The following is a 16,574-nucleotide window of genomic DNA, read 5'->3' on the forward strand; positions in this document are numbered from 1 at the left end:
GGACATGTCGTATCGCTTCGTCATCAGCACATTGTTTTTGTTTTTAAGCTGGGGCGCTGTGGCGCAAAGTCCGGCGATTTCTTCTGTCATTTCATACAGCCGCGACATTCAACCGATCTTCACTGAAAAGTGCGTGGCCTGCCACGCCTGCAACGACGCCGCCTGTCAGCTCAACCTGGGCAGCGGCGAGGGCGCGGCACGGGGCGCGACGAAAATCCCGGTCTACGACGGTGACCGCCGCCAGGCCGTTGCGCCGACCCGACTGTTCTATGACGCCTCCGGCAAACAGGCCTGGCAGCAAAAGGGCTTCTATTCGGTGCTCGATGCCCGGGGCAGCCAGGCCGCACTGATGGCGCGGATGCTGGAACTTGGCCACAAAACCCCATTGCAGCCCAGCGCCAAGCTGCCGGAAGACATCGTCCTGGGCCTGAACCGGGAAAACATGTGTGCCATGCCCGCGGAGTTCGACGGCTACGCCGCTTCGCACCCGAAAGAAGGCATGCCACTGGCAGTGACCGGCCTGACTGACCAGCAGTACCAGGCGCTGCAACGCTGGCTGGCGGCAGGCGCGCCGATCGATCAGCAGGCGCTGGCGCCCAGCGCCAGGGAAGCCTTGGAGGTGGTGCAATGGGAAAACCTGCTCAATTCCCCGGGAGCCCGGGAAAGCCTGGTGGGGCGCTGGCTGTTCGAGCACTGGTTCCTCGCCCATCTCTACTTCAAGGATGGCGAGCCTGGACATTTCTTCCAGTGGGTGCGTTCGCGCACCCCGACCGGCCAGCCGATCGACCTGATCAACACCCGTCGCCCGAACGATGATCCGGGCACGCAGTTTTACTATCGCTTGTGGCCTGTGCAGGGCGTGATCGTGCACAAGACCCACATCACCTATGCGCTGAGTGCGGCGAAGCTGGCGCGGGTCAAGAGCCTGTTCTACAGCGGCAACTGGCAGGTCGACGCATTGCCGGGCTACGGGCCGCAGAGCCGGGCCAACCCGTTTGCCACCTTCGAAGCGATCCCGGCCCAGGCGCGCTATCAGTTCATGCTCGATAACGCCGAGTACTTTGTGCGCACGTTTATCCGCGGCCCGGTGTGTCGCGGGCAGATCGCCACGGACGTGATCCGCGATAATTTCTGGGCGCTGTTCCAGGCGCCCGAGCACGACCTGTATGTCACCGATCCGAACTATCGCGGGCAGGCCACGCCGTTGCTGGCGATGCCGGGGCAGAACGACGACGTCGGCAGTGTCCTCAGCCTGTGGCACGACTACCGCGACAAACGTAATGAATATGAAGCCTTGCGCCGGGACAGCTACGCCGACCTGCCGGCGCCAAGCTGGTCGACCCTGTGGGCGGGCAACGACAATGCGCTGCTGAGCATCTTCCGCCATTTCGACAGTGCTTCGGTGACCAAAGGCCTGATCGGCGACGTGCCGCAAACCATTTGGCTGTTCGACTATCCGCTACTGGAGCGCACCTACTATCAACTGGCAGTGAACTTCGATGTGTTCGGCAATGTGTCCCACCAGGCCCAGACGCGGCTGTATTTCGACCTGATCCGCAACGGTGCCGAGCAGAATTTCCTGCGCCTGATGCCTGCCGATTCCCGGGATGGCTACCTCGACGACTGGTATCAGAACAGTGGAAAATTCAAGATGTGGCTGGACTACGAGTCCATCGACGATGACAAGCCGACTGCGCTGAATCTCAATCCGCAGGATCCCAAGCGCGACTTTGCCATGCAGTTGCTGGCCCGTTACGGCGATCTCAATGCCAGACCCGACCCGATCAACCGCTGCGACGGCGCCTACTGCTCGCGGCCGAACATTGATCCGGACCTGCAAAGTGCCGAACAGACGCTAAGCCGCCTGACTTCGCGTCCGGCGGCCGGGTTGAAAGTGATTGATCAACTGCCGGAAGCGACCCTGCTGCGCATCGAAACCCGTAGCGGCAAGCGTGAGGTCTATAGCCTGCTGCGCAACCGTGCCCACAGCAACGTCGCATTCCTGCTTGGCGAATCGCTGCGCTATCAGCCGGGGCTCGACACTCTGACGATTTTCCCGGGTGTACTCAGCAGCTATCCGAACTTCATGTTCAACATCCCGGCCGGGCAAGTGCCGGCGTTTGTGGATGCGATGGAAAGCGCCAAGGATACCGACAGCTTCGAGAAAATCGTCGAACGTTGGGGAATACGCCGCAGTCATCCGCAATTCTGGGCTTATTTCCATGACCTGAGCCGCTACATCCACGAAACCGATCCGGTGGAAGAGGGCGTGCTGGACATGAACCGTTACGAGAACCTCTGAACCACCACCACCCTGTAGGAGCTGGCTTGCCAGCGAAGAGGCCACGACATTCAACACAAATGTCGACTGATCTGGCGCCTTCGCTGGCAAGCCAGCTCCTACAGAGCATCGAAGAATCTTTCCCGACAAAAATACTAGGACTTTGTCCGGCGCGTTGATTGGCGTAAACTGCGCCCAAGCCTGCGAGGAGTTTCCATGACCGCTATTACCATCACTGACGCCGCCCACGATTATCTGGCTGATCTGCTGTCCAAGCAGAACACCCCGGGCATCGGCATCCGCGTCTTCATCACCCAGCCTGGCACCCAGTACGCCGAAACCTGCATTGCCTACTGCAAGCCGGGCGAAGAAAAACCCGAAGACACCGCGCTGGGGCTCAAAAGCTTCACCGCGTACATCGACCACTTCAGCGAAGCCTTCCTGGACGATGCGGTTGTCGACTACGCCACCGACCGCATGGGCGGCCAGCTGACCATCAAGGCGCCAAACGCCAAAGTACCGATGGTCAATGCCGACAGCCCGGTCAACGAGCGCATCAACTACTACCTGCAAACCGAGATCAACCCGGGGCTGGCCAGCCACGGCGGTCAGGTCAGCCTGATCGACGTGGTCGAAGACGGCATCGCCGTCCTGCAGTTCGGCGGTGGTTGCCAGGGCTGCGGCCAGGCCGACGTGACGCTGAAGGAAGGCATCGAGCGCACTTTGCTCGAGCGCATCCCGGAGCTCAAAGGCGTTCGCGACGTGACCGACCACACGCAGAAAGAAAACGCCTACTACTAAGGTGTTCGCTGCGAAATCAAAAAACGGCGCCCCGTGAGCGCCGTTTTTTATGGGCGAAGCTTAAAAGATCGTCCGAACGCGGCCCGAGCCTTCGGACGATCTTTTGATTTTAAGGGCGATAGAGATGCGCATGCCCCGCGCGATACAGCGATGACTCGCTGAAGTGGTCGCTGCCCAGCACCCGACCCACCAGAATCAACGCCGTACGGCGAAAGCCCTTGGCTTCAACCTTCCCGGCAATATCCTCGAGTGTTCCCATCACCCAATCCTGATCCGGCCAGCTCGCGCGGTGGACCACCGCAATCGGGCAATCGGCGCCGTAATGGGGCAGCAGTTCCTCAACGATCTTCGCCAGGTGATTGACCCCCAAGTGAATCGCCATGGTCGCGCCGTGTTGCGCGAGGCTGGAGAACTCCTCTCCGGGTGGCATGGTGGTCTTGTCGGCGTAGCGCGTCAGAATCACGCTCTGCGAAACGTCCGGCAGCGTCAGCTCCGCACCCAAAAGCGCAGCGCAAGCGGCTGTGGCCGTCACGCCTGGGACGATTTCGAACGCAATTCCCAACTCGCGCAGATAGCGAATCTGCTCGCCAATGGCGCCATAAAGACTCGGATCGCCGGAGTGCACCCGGGCAACATCCTGACCGTTGGCGTGGGCGGTCCTGATCAGGTCGATGATCTGTTCCAGGTGCAGTTCGGCGCTGTTGACCACCTGTTCGGCACAGTGACCTTCCAGTACGGCGGCCGGTACCAGGGAACCGGCATAAATGATCACCGGACAACTGCGAATCAGCCGCTGGCCCTTGACGGTAATCAGTTCGGGGTCGCCGGGACCTGCGCCAATGAAGTAGACGGTCATCGTCGGTTCCTGTGGGGAAAAAAGGGGCTGAACAGGGCTTCAGATGAAGAGTGTTCATGATCAACGGTGGGGACTATCGGGTTTTTTATGCCGCGCCGGCCAATGCCAGGGTTGCCTGGGCGTATTTTTGTCGTGGAATCAGCAGTTTTGCCGGGGCCTGGGCCAGTTGTTCCGCCAGGGCCAGGGCGGCGCTTTCCGCTACGCCGTAGCAACCGGTGCGTTCAAACGCTATTTGCGATTGATGACTGAGTTGCGGTTCATAAGCGGCCAGTTGTTCACTGCTGAAATACATCAATTCCAGGCCAAGCTGCTGAGCCAGTTCGATTAACGCAGGTTCGTCGCGCTTCGAGTCGATGCTGGCCAGGGCCTTGATTTCATGACGAGCAATCTGGTGCGCCTCCAGTGCCTGATCGAGCAGCGCCAGCAACGTGCTGACGGGGCAGCCGCGCTGGCAGCCCAGGCCGACCACCAGGGTCGGCGCTGTGCTGATATCCGTCATGCGTGGTATTGACCATCGCTTTTGCGACGGAACAACCAGGCGCTGATCAGGCCCAGGGCCAGCCAGAACGCCACGTTGGTCAGTTGCGAAGCGATTTTGAACTGGGCTTCCAGTGCCTCCGGAGCGAGCATCGAATGCACTTCCGGTTGCGGCGCGCCAATCACATGGGGGACGGCGAGAATCGCTGCGCCGAGGACTTTCATCAGCCAGTGACGGCTGAATACGATCAGGGCGATACCGACGGCAGTGGAAGCAGCGGTGCCAATCCACCACAGTTGCCGTTGTGCCAGATCGGCGGCGGCAGTGCCGGGCAATTCAGGTGGCAGGCCGAGCGTCGGCGCGAGCACGAACGTCGCATAACCGGCCAGGCCCCAGAGCAGGCCCTGGGAGGTTTTGGTCGGCGCACGCAAGGTGTACAGGCCGGCGAGCATCAGGGCGAAACCGACCGCTACCACCAAGTTGCCGCCGGTGGTCGACAGCACGCGCTGCCAGCCGTCTTCCGGCTCCCAGGCTTGCGCATCGTGAGTGTGGGCAGCCATCGCACCGTCGGCGTGTTCATGCATTTCAACAGCGGCCGGCTCGGATTTTTCGTAGGTCTCGGCCTGCAAAATCAGCGGAGCGACCCAGAAGCTTTGCAGCAGGGTTAGCAACAGGGCGGCCAGCAACCCGGTGAAACCTGCGGTTTGCGCAATACGCTTGATCATGACGACAGCTCTCAATGGCACGGGAACGCGGAGCTGTGACGGGTATCGTGGGCGGCGTTGTGCACCGCTTCGATGTGCGAGAAACCGGCGAAATACACAAGGCACGCGCCCAGGATCGACGCGCAGACGGCGACGGTCAGACGTTGGGTCAGGGTTGAGGTGGTGCTCGCGGATGTGTGTTCGGCGCTGCTGATGATCGACATGGCGTTTCCCTCTGGTCTGTCAGCGGGGATTAAGAGCGCATGCAAAAAACCGCACGACCAGGCGCGCAAGGTTTCAAACAGCGCCCGCCCACCGCGGGTTTGTTGGTTCAGTGACCGTACTGGTCACTTTGTGTTGCGGGCCGGTCTCCGGGCTCACGAGGGGCAAAGGCTTGGGCCTGAACCTGAAAGCATCACCTTCCCATGCCGTATTGGCACAGTGGATCTGACGCTTCGCTCGCTTACCGTTGCGGGGGCAGCACCGGACTGACATGGCTTTAGAGTAAAGCACATGATTCACCGGTTTCCCGTTTCACCCTGTGAAGGGCACCCGTAACAAGGTGCGTAGGAGAGCATGGGCGGGGGTTGGGCGTCAATTGGCAAGGGTTCTCACTTGAAGCTGAATGATGCCCGGCTCTTTGTAGGAGCTGCCGAAGGCTCGGGCCGCGTTCGGACGATCTTTTGATCTTGTTTTTAAAAGCAAAATCAAAGGATCGAAGCCTTCGGCAGCTCCTACAGTGATTGACCGGTCTTCCCACCATGCGTAGCCTTGCGCTTTCGAGGTTCTTCGGCGTTTGTCGAAGCTAAGAAGGGAACGCGGTCGATGCCGCGGCTGCCCCCGCAACTGTGAACGGTGATGTTCGTTGCCACGCCACTGCTGACTCAATCCATGAGGCCGGCGGGAAGGCGCAGCGAATGCCAGGCTCAAGGCCGGCACACCGTCAGCCAGGAGACCTGCCTCGTCACAGATTCTCACTTTCAACCGGGCGGGGTGATCCGGTGGCGAACTCTTCAGGCACGCGCGCCCGCGTTGCCGGTCGTCGTCCCGTATGCCCGCCACCTTAGCCATAGGGCATCCGATGAAAACACTGGCCAAACTCCCCGTCACCATCGTCACCGGCTTTCTCGGCTCGGGTAAAACCACGCTGCTGCGGCACATGCTCGACAACGCCCAGGGTCGCCGCATCGCGGTGATCGTCAACGAATTCGGTGAGTTGGGTATTGATGGCGAAATCCTCAAGCAATGCTCCATCGGTTGCACCGAAGAAGAAGCCAACGGCCGTGTCTATGAGCTGGCCAACGGCTGCCTGTGCTGCACCGTCCAGGAAGAATTCTTCCCGGTGATGCGCGAACTGGTGGCCCGTCGCGGCGATCTCGACCATATCCTCATCGAAACCTCGGGCCTGGCCCTGCCCAAGCCGCTGGTGCAAGCCTTCCAGTGGCCGGAAATCCGCAGCGCCTGCACGGTGGATGCGGTAATCACCGTGGTCGACAGCCCGGCCGTGGCCGCCGGCACCTTCGCCGCCTTCCCGGATCAGGTCGACGCCCAGCGCAAACTCGACCCGAACCTGGACCACGAATCGCCGCTGCACGAACTGTTCGCCGACCAACTGGCCAGCGCCGACCTGGTGATTCTCAACAAAGCCGACCTGATCAACCCGGCGGACCTGGCCCGCGTGCGCCTGGAAGTCGCCGAGGAATTGCCGCCAGCGGTGAAAATCATTGAAGCCAGCAGCGGTCGCCTGCCACTGGACGTGCTGATCGGCCTGGGTGCCGGCTCCGAAGAACACATCGACAGTCGTCACAGCCACCACGACCATCATCACGATGGTGACGATGATCATGACGACCACGATCACGACGCCTTCGATTCGATCTCCATCGAACTGCCGCAAGCCGACGAAAGCTTGCTGCTGGATGCGCTGACCCAATTGGTGGTCCAGCACGGCATCCTGCGGGTCAAGGGTTTTGCCGCGATCCCGAACAAGCCGATGCGCCTGCTGATCCAGGGCGTGGGCACGCGTTTCGACAAGCACTTCGATCGTCAGTGGGGCGCCGAAGAAGCACGCGTAACCCGCCTGGTGCTGATCGGCCAGGAACTGGACGCCACCGTGCTCGAAGCGCAATTGCGCGCCGCGCTCAGCGTGTAAGCCATGCACCTGCTCAGGACCCAACCCGGCGGTTTCGTGTCGGATGACAACATTGCCGACCTTGGACAAACCCCTGCCGAGCTGGTGGTCCTGTGCAGCGGCGATTCCAGCCTGGCGCTGCTCGCCGAAGCGGCGCAGCAATTGCCCGACGATTATCCGAGCGTGCGCCTGGCCAACCCGATGCTGGTGCAGAACCATGCCTCGGTCGATTTGTACGTCGATGAAGTGCTGCGTCACGCCAGGGTGATCCTGATTTCACTGCACGGCGGCATCGCCTATTGGCGTTACGGCATCGAGCGCCTGGTCGAACTGTCGCAGCGCGGCGTGCAGGTGATTCTGGTGCCGGGCGATGATCGTCCGGACCCGGAGCTCAGTGACCTGAGCACCGTCGGTGCCGAGGATCGCGACCGGCTCTGGCAGTTTCTGCGTCAGGGTGGCATGGGTAACGCCCTGGATTTCTTCCGCTGTCTGGCCAACCGCTGGCTGGCGCGTGATTACACCTGGGGCGAGCCGCAAACCCTGCCGCGCACGGCGATTTACCATCCGCACCAACATTCTGCCGCACTGAGCGACTGGCAAGCCGACTGGCACGCCGATCAACCGGTGGCGGCAGTGCTGTTTTACCGCTCGCATTTGCAGGCGGCGAACACCGCTTTCATTGATGTTTTTTGCCAGCGTTTACAGGCGGCGGGGTTGAATCCATTGCCGATTGCGCTGGCCAGTCTTAAAGAGCCAGCTTGCCTTTCCATGGTCGAGGACTGGCTGGACGAGGCCGGCGTCTCGGTGATCCTGAACACCACCGGTTTTGCCCAGTCCAGTCCCGAAGCACCGCATCTGCGCCCGTTTCGCCGCGATATTCCGGTGATCCAGGCGATTTGCGCCCAGGACAACGAACCCGGTTGGCGCGCCAGCGAACAGGGGCTTGGTCCTCGCGACCTGGCGATGCACATTGCCTTGCCGGAACTGGACGGGCGCATCATCAGCCGCCCGATCAGCTTCAAGGACCTGGCGTGGCGCAGTGAGCGCAGTCAGTCGGATGTGGTCTGCTACCGGCCACAACCTGCACGCATGGACTTCGTTGCCGAACTGGCGCGGCGCTGGGTCGATCTGGCGCGGGTGCCCAATGCGGATAAACGCATTGCCTTGATTCTCGCCAATTATCCGACCCGCGACGGCCGCATCGGCAATGGCGTCGGCCTCGACACCCCGGCGGCGGCGCTGAACATTCTGCGGGCGCTGCATGCCGAAGGTTATCCGTTGCCGGCTGAGTTACCGGACAGCGGCACCGTGCTGATCCAGCAGTTGCTGGGTGGCGTCAGCAACGATCTCGAGACCCTCGACCTGCGTCCGTGCCAGCAAAGCCTGGGCATGGATGATTATCTGGCGATGTTCAACGCGCTGCCCGAAGCCAACCGCGCAGCTGTGCTCGAACGTTGGGGCGCACCGGAAAACGACCCCATGTGCCGCAGCGGACGGATGATGATCGCCGGCCTGCGCTTGGGCCTGACCTTCGTCGGCATTCAACCGGCGCGGGGTTATCAGGTCGACCCGAGCGCGGTGTATCACGACCCGGACCTGGTCCCGCCCCACGGTTACCTGGCGTTTTACTTCTGGCTGCGCAACACCTACGGCGCCCACGGCGTGATCCACGTCGGCAAGCACGGCAACCTCGAATGGCTGCCAGGCAAAGGCGTGGGGCTCTCGGAAAATTGCTGGCCGGATGCACTGCTCGGGCCGCTGCCGAACATCTATCCGTTCATCGTCAATGACCCGGGCGAGGGCGCCCAGGCCAAGCGGCGCACCCAGGCAGTGATCATCGATCACTTGATGCCACCGCTGACCCGCGCCGAAACCTACGGCCCACTGCGTAACCTCGAACTGTTGGCCGACGAGTATTACGAAGCGCAGTTGCTCGATCCGCGCCGCGCCCGCGAGTTGCAGCGCGACATCCTGCAACTGGTGCGCGACACCCACATCGACCGTGAACTGCAGCTGGACGAGCAGCTCGACAGCGATGCCGATGCAGCGATCTGGTTGCCGCGACTCGACACTTATCTGTGCGACTTGAAAGAGTCGCAGATCCGCGATGGCCTGCATGTGTTCGGCGAATCGCCCACCGGGCGTTTGCGTATCGATACCTTGCTGGCGTTGTTGCGCATTCCACGGGGCGATGGCCGCGGTGCGCAGTCGAGTCTGCTGCGGGCACTGGCCAAGGCCTTCGGACTAGGGTTCGATCCGCTCGATTGCGCCTTGGCCGAGCCGTGGACTGGGCCGCGACCTGAACAACTGCAAGTGCTCGGCGACGAACTCTGGCGTACCACAGGCGATACCCGTGAACGTCTTGAGCTGTTCGCTACACAACTGATCTCACAAACCCTGAATACCATACAAGACCCCTGTAGGAGCGAGCCTGCTCGCGATGGTGTGTCAGCCACATTGATGTCAACTGACACACCATCGCGAGCAGGTCGGAACGCCGCACCGTCGCTCCTACAGGAGGCGGACTGGATTGAGGTACAAGCCATTATCGATGGTTTGCGTGACGTCATTGCCCCGCGTCTGGACGCCTGCGGCCCCGCAGAAATGCGCGGCTTGCTCGATGCCCTGAGCGGTCGCTTCGTCCCGGCCGGCCCCAGCGGCGCGCCGAGTCGTGGTCGCCTGGACGTACTGCCCACCGGGCGCAACTTCTATTCGGTGGACGTGCGCAACCTGCCGACCACCACGGCGTGGCGCATCGGGTTCCAGTCGGCCAACCTGATTCTCGAGCGCCACCTGCAAGACCACGGCGATCATTTGCGCCAGCTCGGTCTGTCGGTGTGGGGCACCGCGACCATGCGCACCGGCGGCGATGACATCGCCCAGGCCATGGCGCTGATGGGCGTGCGTCCAGTCTGGGCGACCGGCAGCCAGCGGGTCGATGATTTCGAGATTCTGCCGCTGAGTTTGCTCGATCGTCCGAGGGTGGACGTGACCTTGCGTGTGTCCGGTTTCTTCCGTGATGCCTTTGCCAATCTGATTCGCTTGTTCGACGCGGCGGTGCAAGCGGTCGCCGACCTCGATGAGCCGGACGACCTCAATCCGTTGGCGGCCAAGGTACGCGCCGAGCGTGTAGCCTTGCTGCAATCGGGGCTCGATGAAGACGCTGCGCGACGTCAGGCCGGCTGGCGGATTTTCGGGGCCAAACCCGGTGCCTACGGCGCGGGTGTGCAGGGCGCCATCGACGGTCGTCTGTGGCAAACCCGCGAGGACCTGGCCGAGGTTTACCTCAACTGGGGCGGCTACGCTTACGGCGGTTCCGACGAGGGCACCGCCGCCCGCGAACAGTTCAGCCAGCGCTTGAGCCAGGTACAGGCGGTGCTGCAAAACCAGGATAACCGCGAGCACGACTTGCTCGACTCCAACGATTACTACCAGTTCCAGGGCGGCATGCTCGCGGCGGTGGAAAGCCTGAAGGGCGAGGCCGCGGCCAGCTATCATGGCGACCACAGCCAGCCGGACCTGCCGAAGATTCGCACCTTGAAGGAAGAGCTGAACCGGGTGATCCGTTCCCGGGCGGCCAATCCGAAGTGGCTCGAAGGCGTTAAGCGTCACGGCTACAAAGGTGCGTTCGAAATGGCCGCGACAGTCGACAACCTGTTCGCCTTCGATGCCACCACGCAGTTGATCGACGATCACCAGTACGCGTTGCTGGCCGATGCCTATTTGCTCGATCCGGACACCCGGGATTTTGTTCGTGAACACAATCCCCATGCCTTGCGCGACATGACCGAACGCATGCTCGAGGCGCAACAACGGGGGATGTGGAAGGAGCCCGGCGAGTACCGCGAGGCGCTGGAAAACTTGTTGCTGGATATAGAAGAAGACGGCTAATCACCGCAAATCCTGTAGGAGCGGGCTTGCCCGCGAAGGCAATTTGTCAGCCAACGATGATGTTGAATGTAATTGCCACTTCGCGAGCAAGCTCGCTCCTACAGGGATTGAGGCGTCCGTGAACCGACCATGACCGAGATAAAACGATGATCGACACCCCGCACTTTCCCCTCTCCGCCGTGGTCGGCGCTGACGATTTGAAGCTGGCCCTGTACCTGACCGCCATCGACCCGAAAATCGGCGGTGTGCTGATCGAAGGCCCGCGGGGCATGGCCAAGTCGACCCTGGCCCGGGGTCTGGCGGACCTGCTGGCCAGCGGTCAGTTCGTCACCTTGCCATTGGGCGCCACCGAGGAACGCCTGGTCGGCACCCTCGATCTCGATGCGGCGCTGGGCGAGGGGCGCGCACAGTTTTCCCCCGGCGTACTGGCCAAGGCTGACGGTGGCGTGCTCTATGTCGACGAGGTCAATCTGTTGCCCGATCACCTCGTTGATCTGCTGCTCGATGTGGCCGCCAGCGGCACCAATCTGGTGGAGCGTGACGGCATTTCCCATCGGCACTCGGCGAAGTTCGTGCTGATTGGCACCATGAACCCGGAAGAGGGTGAACTGCGTCCGCAATTGCTTGACCGTTTCGGCTTGAATGTCGCCCTCGGTGGTCACACTGCACCGACCGAGCGCGGGCAGATCATCCGTCGTCGCCTGGATTTCGACAGTGATCCGCAAGGTTTCTGCGCCGAATGGGAATCGGCGCAGGCGTCTCTGCGCGAGCGTTGCCAGAACGCACGCAATGCACTGGCTAGCATTCCCCTCGACGACCAGGCGCTGGCACAGATTACCGAGCGTTGCTTTGCTGCCGGGGTCGATGGATTGCGCGCCGATCTGGTCTGGCTGCGTGCCGCACGGGCTCATGCCGCCTGGCGCGGGGCGAACGCCATCGCCGAGGAAGATATCGACGCAGTCGCCGAGTTCGCCTTGCGCCATCGTCGTCGCGAGCATTCAGCTCCGGCGCCTCAGCCATCCCAGGCGACGCAACAATCGGCGCCGCAGCACGCCAACCCAAGCGAAGGGCAGGGCCAATGGGGCGAATTGCCGGCCCAGGCACTGGCGGTCGGCGCACGACGTGAAGTGCCGAGCTGGCCAAAAAAGCCCTAGGCATTCGCCCTCGCTGTGACGCGGGGGCGAATGCCAGACCCCGGGCCGGGCGGCTGGACCACGGCAAACAAGGCAAGCGTCATGCAGCACGTAGCGGTTCGGTCAACTGGCCCGGCACCTTGCTTAATGGTCGGCCCCGTCAGCGTGCTGATCTGTTGTATCAACTGCGCACCCGTTCGCCCCATGAACTGTGGCTGGTGATTGTCGATGCGTCGGCTTCGACCCGCCGTCATCAGGCGTTGAGTGATGCCAAAGGCTTGCTGGCGCAGCTGTTCGATGATGCCTACCGCCAACGTGCGCGCCTGGCGTTGCTGACCGCCAGCGGCTCGGTGCCCAAGTGGCAGGTGCAAGGGTTGAAGGCTTCCAACGGTTTGCGCCATTGGCTTGATGGGCTCGGCGCAGGCGGCGGAACGCCGTTGCTGGCGGCGCTGGGTGAGGCGAGGCACTGGCTGACCGCGCGGCAAAAACGCTTTCCGGCGGAACAGCAAAGACTTTTATTGGTGACCGATGGGCGGCTGAAGGACTGGTCCATGCTGCCGGCAATCGAATGTCCAGGGCTGGTGATCGACATCGAACGCGGGCCGATTCGTCTTGGGCGCAGCAAAGTATTGGCTGCGCAGCTGCAATCGGATTATCGACATATGGACGATCTGCTTCCAGGCTGAACATTGCGCTGTCTGTGCTGGCCTCTTCGCGAGCAAAGTTGCTCCCACATCAGATCTGGCAAAGATCCAGTGTGGGAGCGGCGGTGCGGCGATCCGACTTGCTCGCGACGGCATCAATCCGGTTTCGGGTCGTCAGGGTAAAAATTCATCGACGATCTATGCTCACTGGGCAAATCCATCACAGGAGTGAACCATGCGTATCCTGGCCGTCAATGAACAGGGCGATTTTCGCGTCAAGGCTTACGCCGGCACCAATGGCGTGCTGTTGGCCATGGACCTGGCCGAATCCCGTCGCATTGGCCTGTTGGGTTTTGCCATTGAAAAACAGCAGGGCAGCAAACCCTGGATGTTTCTGTTCAATAGCCTGACGTTCCCGGACAAGGACCATACCTTCCCCCAGTTGCACGCCACGCCCAGTGATATCGCACCGTTACAGAAATTCCGCTGGGCCGATTACGCGGTCAATCCGGGGATGACGATCCATTATCGGGTCTACCTGGTCTACGGCAGCCACAATGCGCCACAACTGGGTGAGTGCCTGGAGGTAACGGTCACCTCCGACGATGGCCATCCCGGCAACCAAAGTGTCAGTTTCAACCGCGCAGTAGCCGCCAGTCAGGCGTTCGAGCGCAAGTTTCCCGACCTCGATGCACTCATTGGCAAAAAGAACAAGCTGCCCATCGAAGCCTGGCCCGATGCCCCGCGTAGATGGTTGGAGAACGGTTTGCTCGGGCGCTTGTTGGGGTTTATCGCGCGTGCTGTCGATGGCCAGTGGGCGCTGGATATCGCCATCTATGAGTACCAGTTACAGGTGATAGTCGACGCAGTGGAGGCTGCGCTGGAACGCGGCGTGAAAGTTCGCGTCCTTTATCACGCGCAACCGGGCGAAGACACTACCGTCTTGAACGAGGTCAGCCTGAAAAATATCCCCCAGGCGAACAAACGCGGGCGGGTCACCCACAATATCTTTCACAACAAGTTCATGGTCTTGAGTCGGCTCGACGCAGCGGGGCAGTATCAGCCCGAAGCGGTACTCTGCGGCAGTACCAACTTCACCCCCAACGGCGTTTACCGTCAGGCCAACGTGGTGCATGTGCTGGACGATACGCGGCTCAGTACCCGTTATCTGCAAACCTTCGAGCAGGTCTGGAGCACGCCGGCAGATGTCGGCGCCACGCGGCAATGGATCACGCAGCACAACCCGATGGATCCGACGCAGGCACTTTTCGCCGGGTTCTCGCCGCGCTCGGGCGGGGGTGACCTGGATGAGTTCGTCTCGATCATCAATGCCGCGAAAAAGGACGTGCTGTTCGTCACTGCGTTCGCCTTGCCCGACGCCATCCTCAACGCCTTGCTCGGCTTGCCCCATGACGACATCCTGCGCTATGGCCTGCAAAACACCGCCAGCGAAATCACCGGGTTTCACGCCGACCGCACCGCTGAATTCACCACCGTTGCCCTGCTCGACAAAGGGCTGGAAGGCTGGCTCAAGGAAAGCAGGGAGGGTCAGAAGGGCAATATCCTGGTGCACACCAAAGCCATCGTCACTGACTTCACCAGTGATGCGCCGACGATCATAAGCGGTAGCCACAACCTCAGCGCCGCAGCCAGCAACGGCAATGACGAAAACTATCTGATCATTCGCGGCGACACCGATCTGGCAGACCGTTATGGCCTGGAATTGCTACGGTTCTACGAGCATTACCGCTTTCGTTATTTCGCGAAAAAACTTGCGCTCAAGCAGGTCCAGCCGTTGGCGACGGATAACAGCTGGACTGATCACTATTACCGCGCGGGGGATCTACGGATGTTGTCGCGACTGCGGTTTACCGGCCAATAGCGATCCATCAGTCCGCGTTCATGGCCCGGCGATACTGACGCGTGCGTTTGGCGATGTATAACTGATCAATAATCAACGCCAACAACGCCGAAATCTTGGGTCGGGTGGTGCGCCCACGACTCAAGCGATGCAGCTGGAATTTGACCACCGCCATGCTCGCCAGCGCCGCCAGCGGCTTGCGCTTCCAGCGGATCGGCGGCAGTTGCGGATGGCTGTTCTGGCCTTCGCGCCAATGCTTGACCAAGTGCGGCTCCACGGCCAGCGCGGTGCCGATGCCAGCCATGGCGATGCCGCTGTCGAGGACCTGTTCGACAATTTCCAAACGCCGGATCCCGCCCGTCACCATCACCGGCATCCGCGCCACGCTGGCCAGTTCACCGGCCATTTCCAGAAAGTACGCCTCCCGTGCCAGGGTCCGGCCGTCGCGCGCTTCGCCTTGCATGGCCGGTGCTTCGTAACTGCCACCGGAGAGTTCCAGCAGGTCGATCGGTTGTTCGTTGAGCCACAGGATCACCTGCCGTGCATCATCGGCATCGAAACCACCGCGCTGGAAATCCGCTGAGTTGAGCTTTACCGACACACAAAATTGCGGCGACACCGCGTGGCGAACCGCCGCGACGACGGACAACAGCAGGCGCGCACGATTTTCCAGCGAACCGCCCCATTGATCGGTGCGCCGATTGGTGAGCGGCGAAAGGAACTGGCTGATCAGGTAGCCGTGGGCGGCGTGGATCTGCACACCGGTAAAACCGGCTTTCTCCGCCAGTGCGGCGCTGGTGGCGAAGCGTCGGATCACTTCCTGGATATCGTCCTCGCTCATGGGTTTGGGCTCGGCGAACATCTTCGAAAACTGGCCGAGATCCAGCGCAACCGCCGATGGCGCCAAGGCTTGCTGGCCGAGGTTGGCCATGGTCTGGCGACCAGGATGATTGAGCTGCACCCAGAAATGCGCACCGCCGGCCCGACCGACGCTGGCCCACTGGCGGAAGCGTTCCAGGTGGTGCTCGTCCTCCAGCGCTACACCGCCGGGGCCGGTCATGGCGCGGCGGTCGATCATCACATTGCCGGTCAGCAACAAGCCGGCTTCGCCCCCGGCCCAGGCCTGATAGAGGCGCAACAGCGCCTGGTCGGGCACCTGATCGGTGTTCGCGAGGTTCTCTTCCATCGCGGCTTTGGCAATGCGATTGCCGATGGTCTGGCCGTTGGGCAAATTCAAGATCTGGAAGGGCGACATGCTTGACTCCTCGAAGTGATGAGCAGAGGCTAAGCTTAAAGTTAACTTTAATGTCAAGCGAATAAATGAGGCCCCTATGAAGATTGGTGAATTGGCGCAGTTGAGCGGGTTGACCGCCTCGCGCATCCGCTTTTACGAATCTCAGGGCTTGATCCGCCAGGTCGAGCGTTCTTCCAACGGTTATCGGCATTACTCGCAACAGGCGCTACAAACCCTGCAACTCATCCAGTGCGCACAACAGGCCGGTTTCAGCCTGGAAGAACTCAAGCAGTTGCTGCCGGATAATGTGACCGGCGCGTTCAAGCACGATGAGTTGATGGCGGGCCTGCATCGCAAGATCGAGCAGATCGAAGAGATGCAACGGCACCTGGCCCATAGCAAGGCGCAGTTGCAGGGGTGGATCGACACCATTCAGGACAAGCCCGAAGGCATGTCCTGCGATGAAAATGCCGAACGGGTGATGACGTCATTCAAGCATTAGGTCAGGTATCGACCTTGACCAGCGCCTGGTCCAGCGTGTCACCATCGAGCAACCGGGG

13 protein-coding genes and 2 riboswitches are annotated in these 16,574 nt (G+C 61.4%); of the genes, 8 read left to right on the forward strand and 5 right to left on the reverse strand.

Translation table 11 applies throughout. The features are described 5' to 3' along the window. Positions 1–4: 4 nt before the first annotated feature. The gene (locus tag AC1D19_RS18360; RefSeq protein ID WP_477764028.1) at positions 5–2,302 is read left to right on the forward strand and encodes a fatty acid cis/trans isomerase; all 2,298 of its coding nucleotides are present in this window, start codon (positions 5–7) and stop codon (positions 2,300–2,302) included. A 195-nt stretch (positions 2,303–2,497) separates the two neighbouring features. Continuing rightward, positions 2,498–3,082 (forward strand): Fe-S biogenesis protein NfuA, encoded by a 585-nt coding sequence (gene nfuA / locus AC1D19_RS18365; protein ID WP_007912592.1) that lies wholly within the window; start codon positions 2,498–2,500, stop codon positions 3,080–3,082. Positions 3,083–3,191: 109 nt separating this feature from the next. Here nfuA and cobM read toward each other — a convergent pair whose 3' ends face one another. From cobM to AC1D19_RS18385, 4 genes are all read right to left on the reverse strand, one after another. Further along, complete coding sequence (cobM, locus tag AC1D19_RS18370; protein ID WP_477755171.1) at positions 3,192–3,938, reverse strand: precorrin-4 C(11)-methyltransferase; 747 nt, start codon at positions 3,936–3,938, stop codon at positions 3,192–3,194. 85 nt (positions 3,939–4,023) lie between these two features. After that, positions 4,024–4,437: a cobalamin biosynthesis protein gene (locus AC1D19_RS18375; RefSeq protein ID WP_223460948.1), complete on the reverse strand. Its 414-nt coding sequence runs from the start codon at positions 4,435–4,437 to the stop codon at positions 4,024–4,026. Then, positions 4,434–5,141: a CbtA family protein gene (locus AC1D19_RS18380; RefSeq protein WP_477755172.1), complete on the reverse strand. Its 708-nt coding sequence runs from the start codon at positions 5,139–5,141 to the stop codon at positions 4,434–4,436. The genes AC1D19_RS18375 and AC1D19_RS18380 overlap by 4 nt, the downstream gene beginning before the upstream one ends. An 11-nt stretch (positions 5,142–5,152) precedes the next feature. Beyond that, a complete protein-coding gene (locus tag AC1D19_RS18385) occupies positions 5,153–5,344 on the reverse strand; it encodes a CbtB domain-containing protein (protein WP_150755732.1) in 192 nt (63 codons plus the stop codon). 121 nt (positions 5,345–5,465) lie between these two features. Continuing rightward, a riboswitch (cobalamin riboswitch) is annotated at positions 5,466–5,691 on the reverse strand. Positions 5,692–5,885: 194 nt separating this feature from the next. Further along, positions 5,886–6,098: riboswitch (cobalamin riboswitch) on the forward strand. 103 nt (positions 6,099–6,201) lie between these two features. Here AC1D19_RS18385 and cobW point away from each other — a divergent pair. The 5 genes from cobW to AC1D19_RS18410 all read left to right on the forward strand — a co-directional run bounded on the left by cobW (position 6,202) and on the right by AC1D19_RS18410 (position 14,801). After that, complete coding sequence (gene cobW, locus AC1D19_RS18390; RefSeq protein WP_150753465.1) at positions 6,202–7,272, forward strand: cobalamin biosynthesis protein CobW; 1,071 nt, start codon at positions 6,202–6,204, stop codon at positions 7,270–7,272. Between the two features lie 3 nt (positions 7,273–7,275). Further along, positions 7,276–11,142: a cobaltochelatase subunit CobN gene (gene cobN / locus AC1D19_RS18395; RefSeq protein WP_477764029.1), complete on the forward strand. Its 3,867-nt coding sequence runs from the start codon at positions 7,276–7,278 to the stop codon at positions 11,140–11,142. Positions 11,143–11,288: 146 nt separating this feature from the next. Further along, entirely contained in the window at positions 11,289–12,296 is a 1,008-nt protein-coding gene (locus AC1D19_RS18400) for a magnesium chelatase ATPase subunit I (RefSeq protein WP_477764030.1), read from the forward strand. Between the two features lie 119 nt (positions 12,297–12,415). Continuing rightward, on the forward strand, positions 12,416–12,961 hold the full coding sequence (locus AC1D19_RS18405) for a vWA domain-containing protein (RefSeq protein ID WP_477764031.1): 546 nt from the start codon (positions 12,416–12,418) through the stop codon (positions 12,959–12,961). A 193-nt stretch (positions 12,962–13,154) separates the two neighbouring features. Then, positions 13,155–14,801 carry a phospholipase D-like domain-containing protein gene (locus tag AC1D19_RS18410; protein WP_477764032.1) on the forward strand — a complete coding sequence of 549 codons (1,647 nt, stop codon included), beginning with the start codon at positions 13,155–13,157 and terminating at the stop codon, positions 14,799–14,801. Between the two features lie 7 nt (positions 14,802–14,808). Here the strand turns inward: AC1D19_RS18410 and AC1D19_RS18415 are convergent, their stop codons facing one another. Next, positions 14,809–16,035, reverse strand: a complete 1,227-nt coding sequence (locus tag AC1D19_RS18415; RefSeq protein WP_477764033.1) for an NADH:flavin oxidoreductase/NADH oxidase family protein — start codon at positions 16,033–16,035, stop codon at positions 14,809–14,811. A gap of 76 nt (positions 16,036–16,111) precedes the next feature. On the opposite strand from AC1D19_RS18415, the gene AC1D19_RS18420 reads away from it, so the two are divergent. Continuing rightward, positions 16,112–16,516, forward strand: a complete 405-nt coding sequence (locus AC1D19_RS18420) for a MerR family transcriptional regulator (RefSeq protein WP_477764034.1) — start codon at positions 16,112–16,114, stop codon at positions 16,514–16,516. Positions 16,517–16,574: the final 58 nt, after the last annotated feature.

The sequence above is a fragment of the Pseudomonas sp. P1_C12 genome (assembly GCF_056406435.1).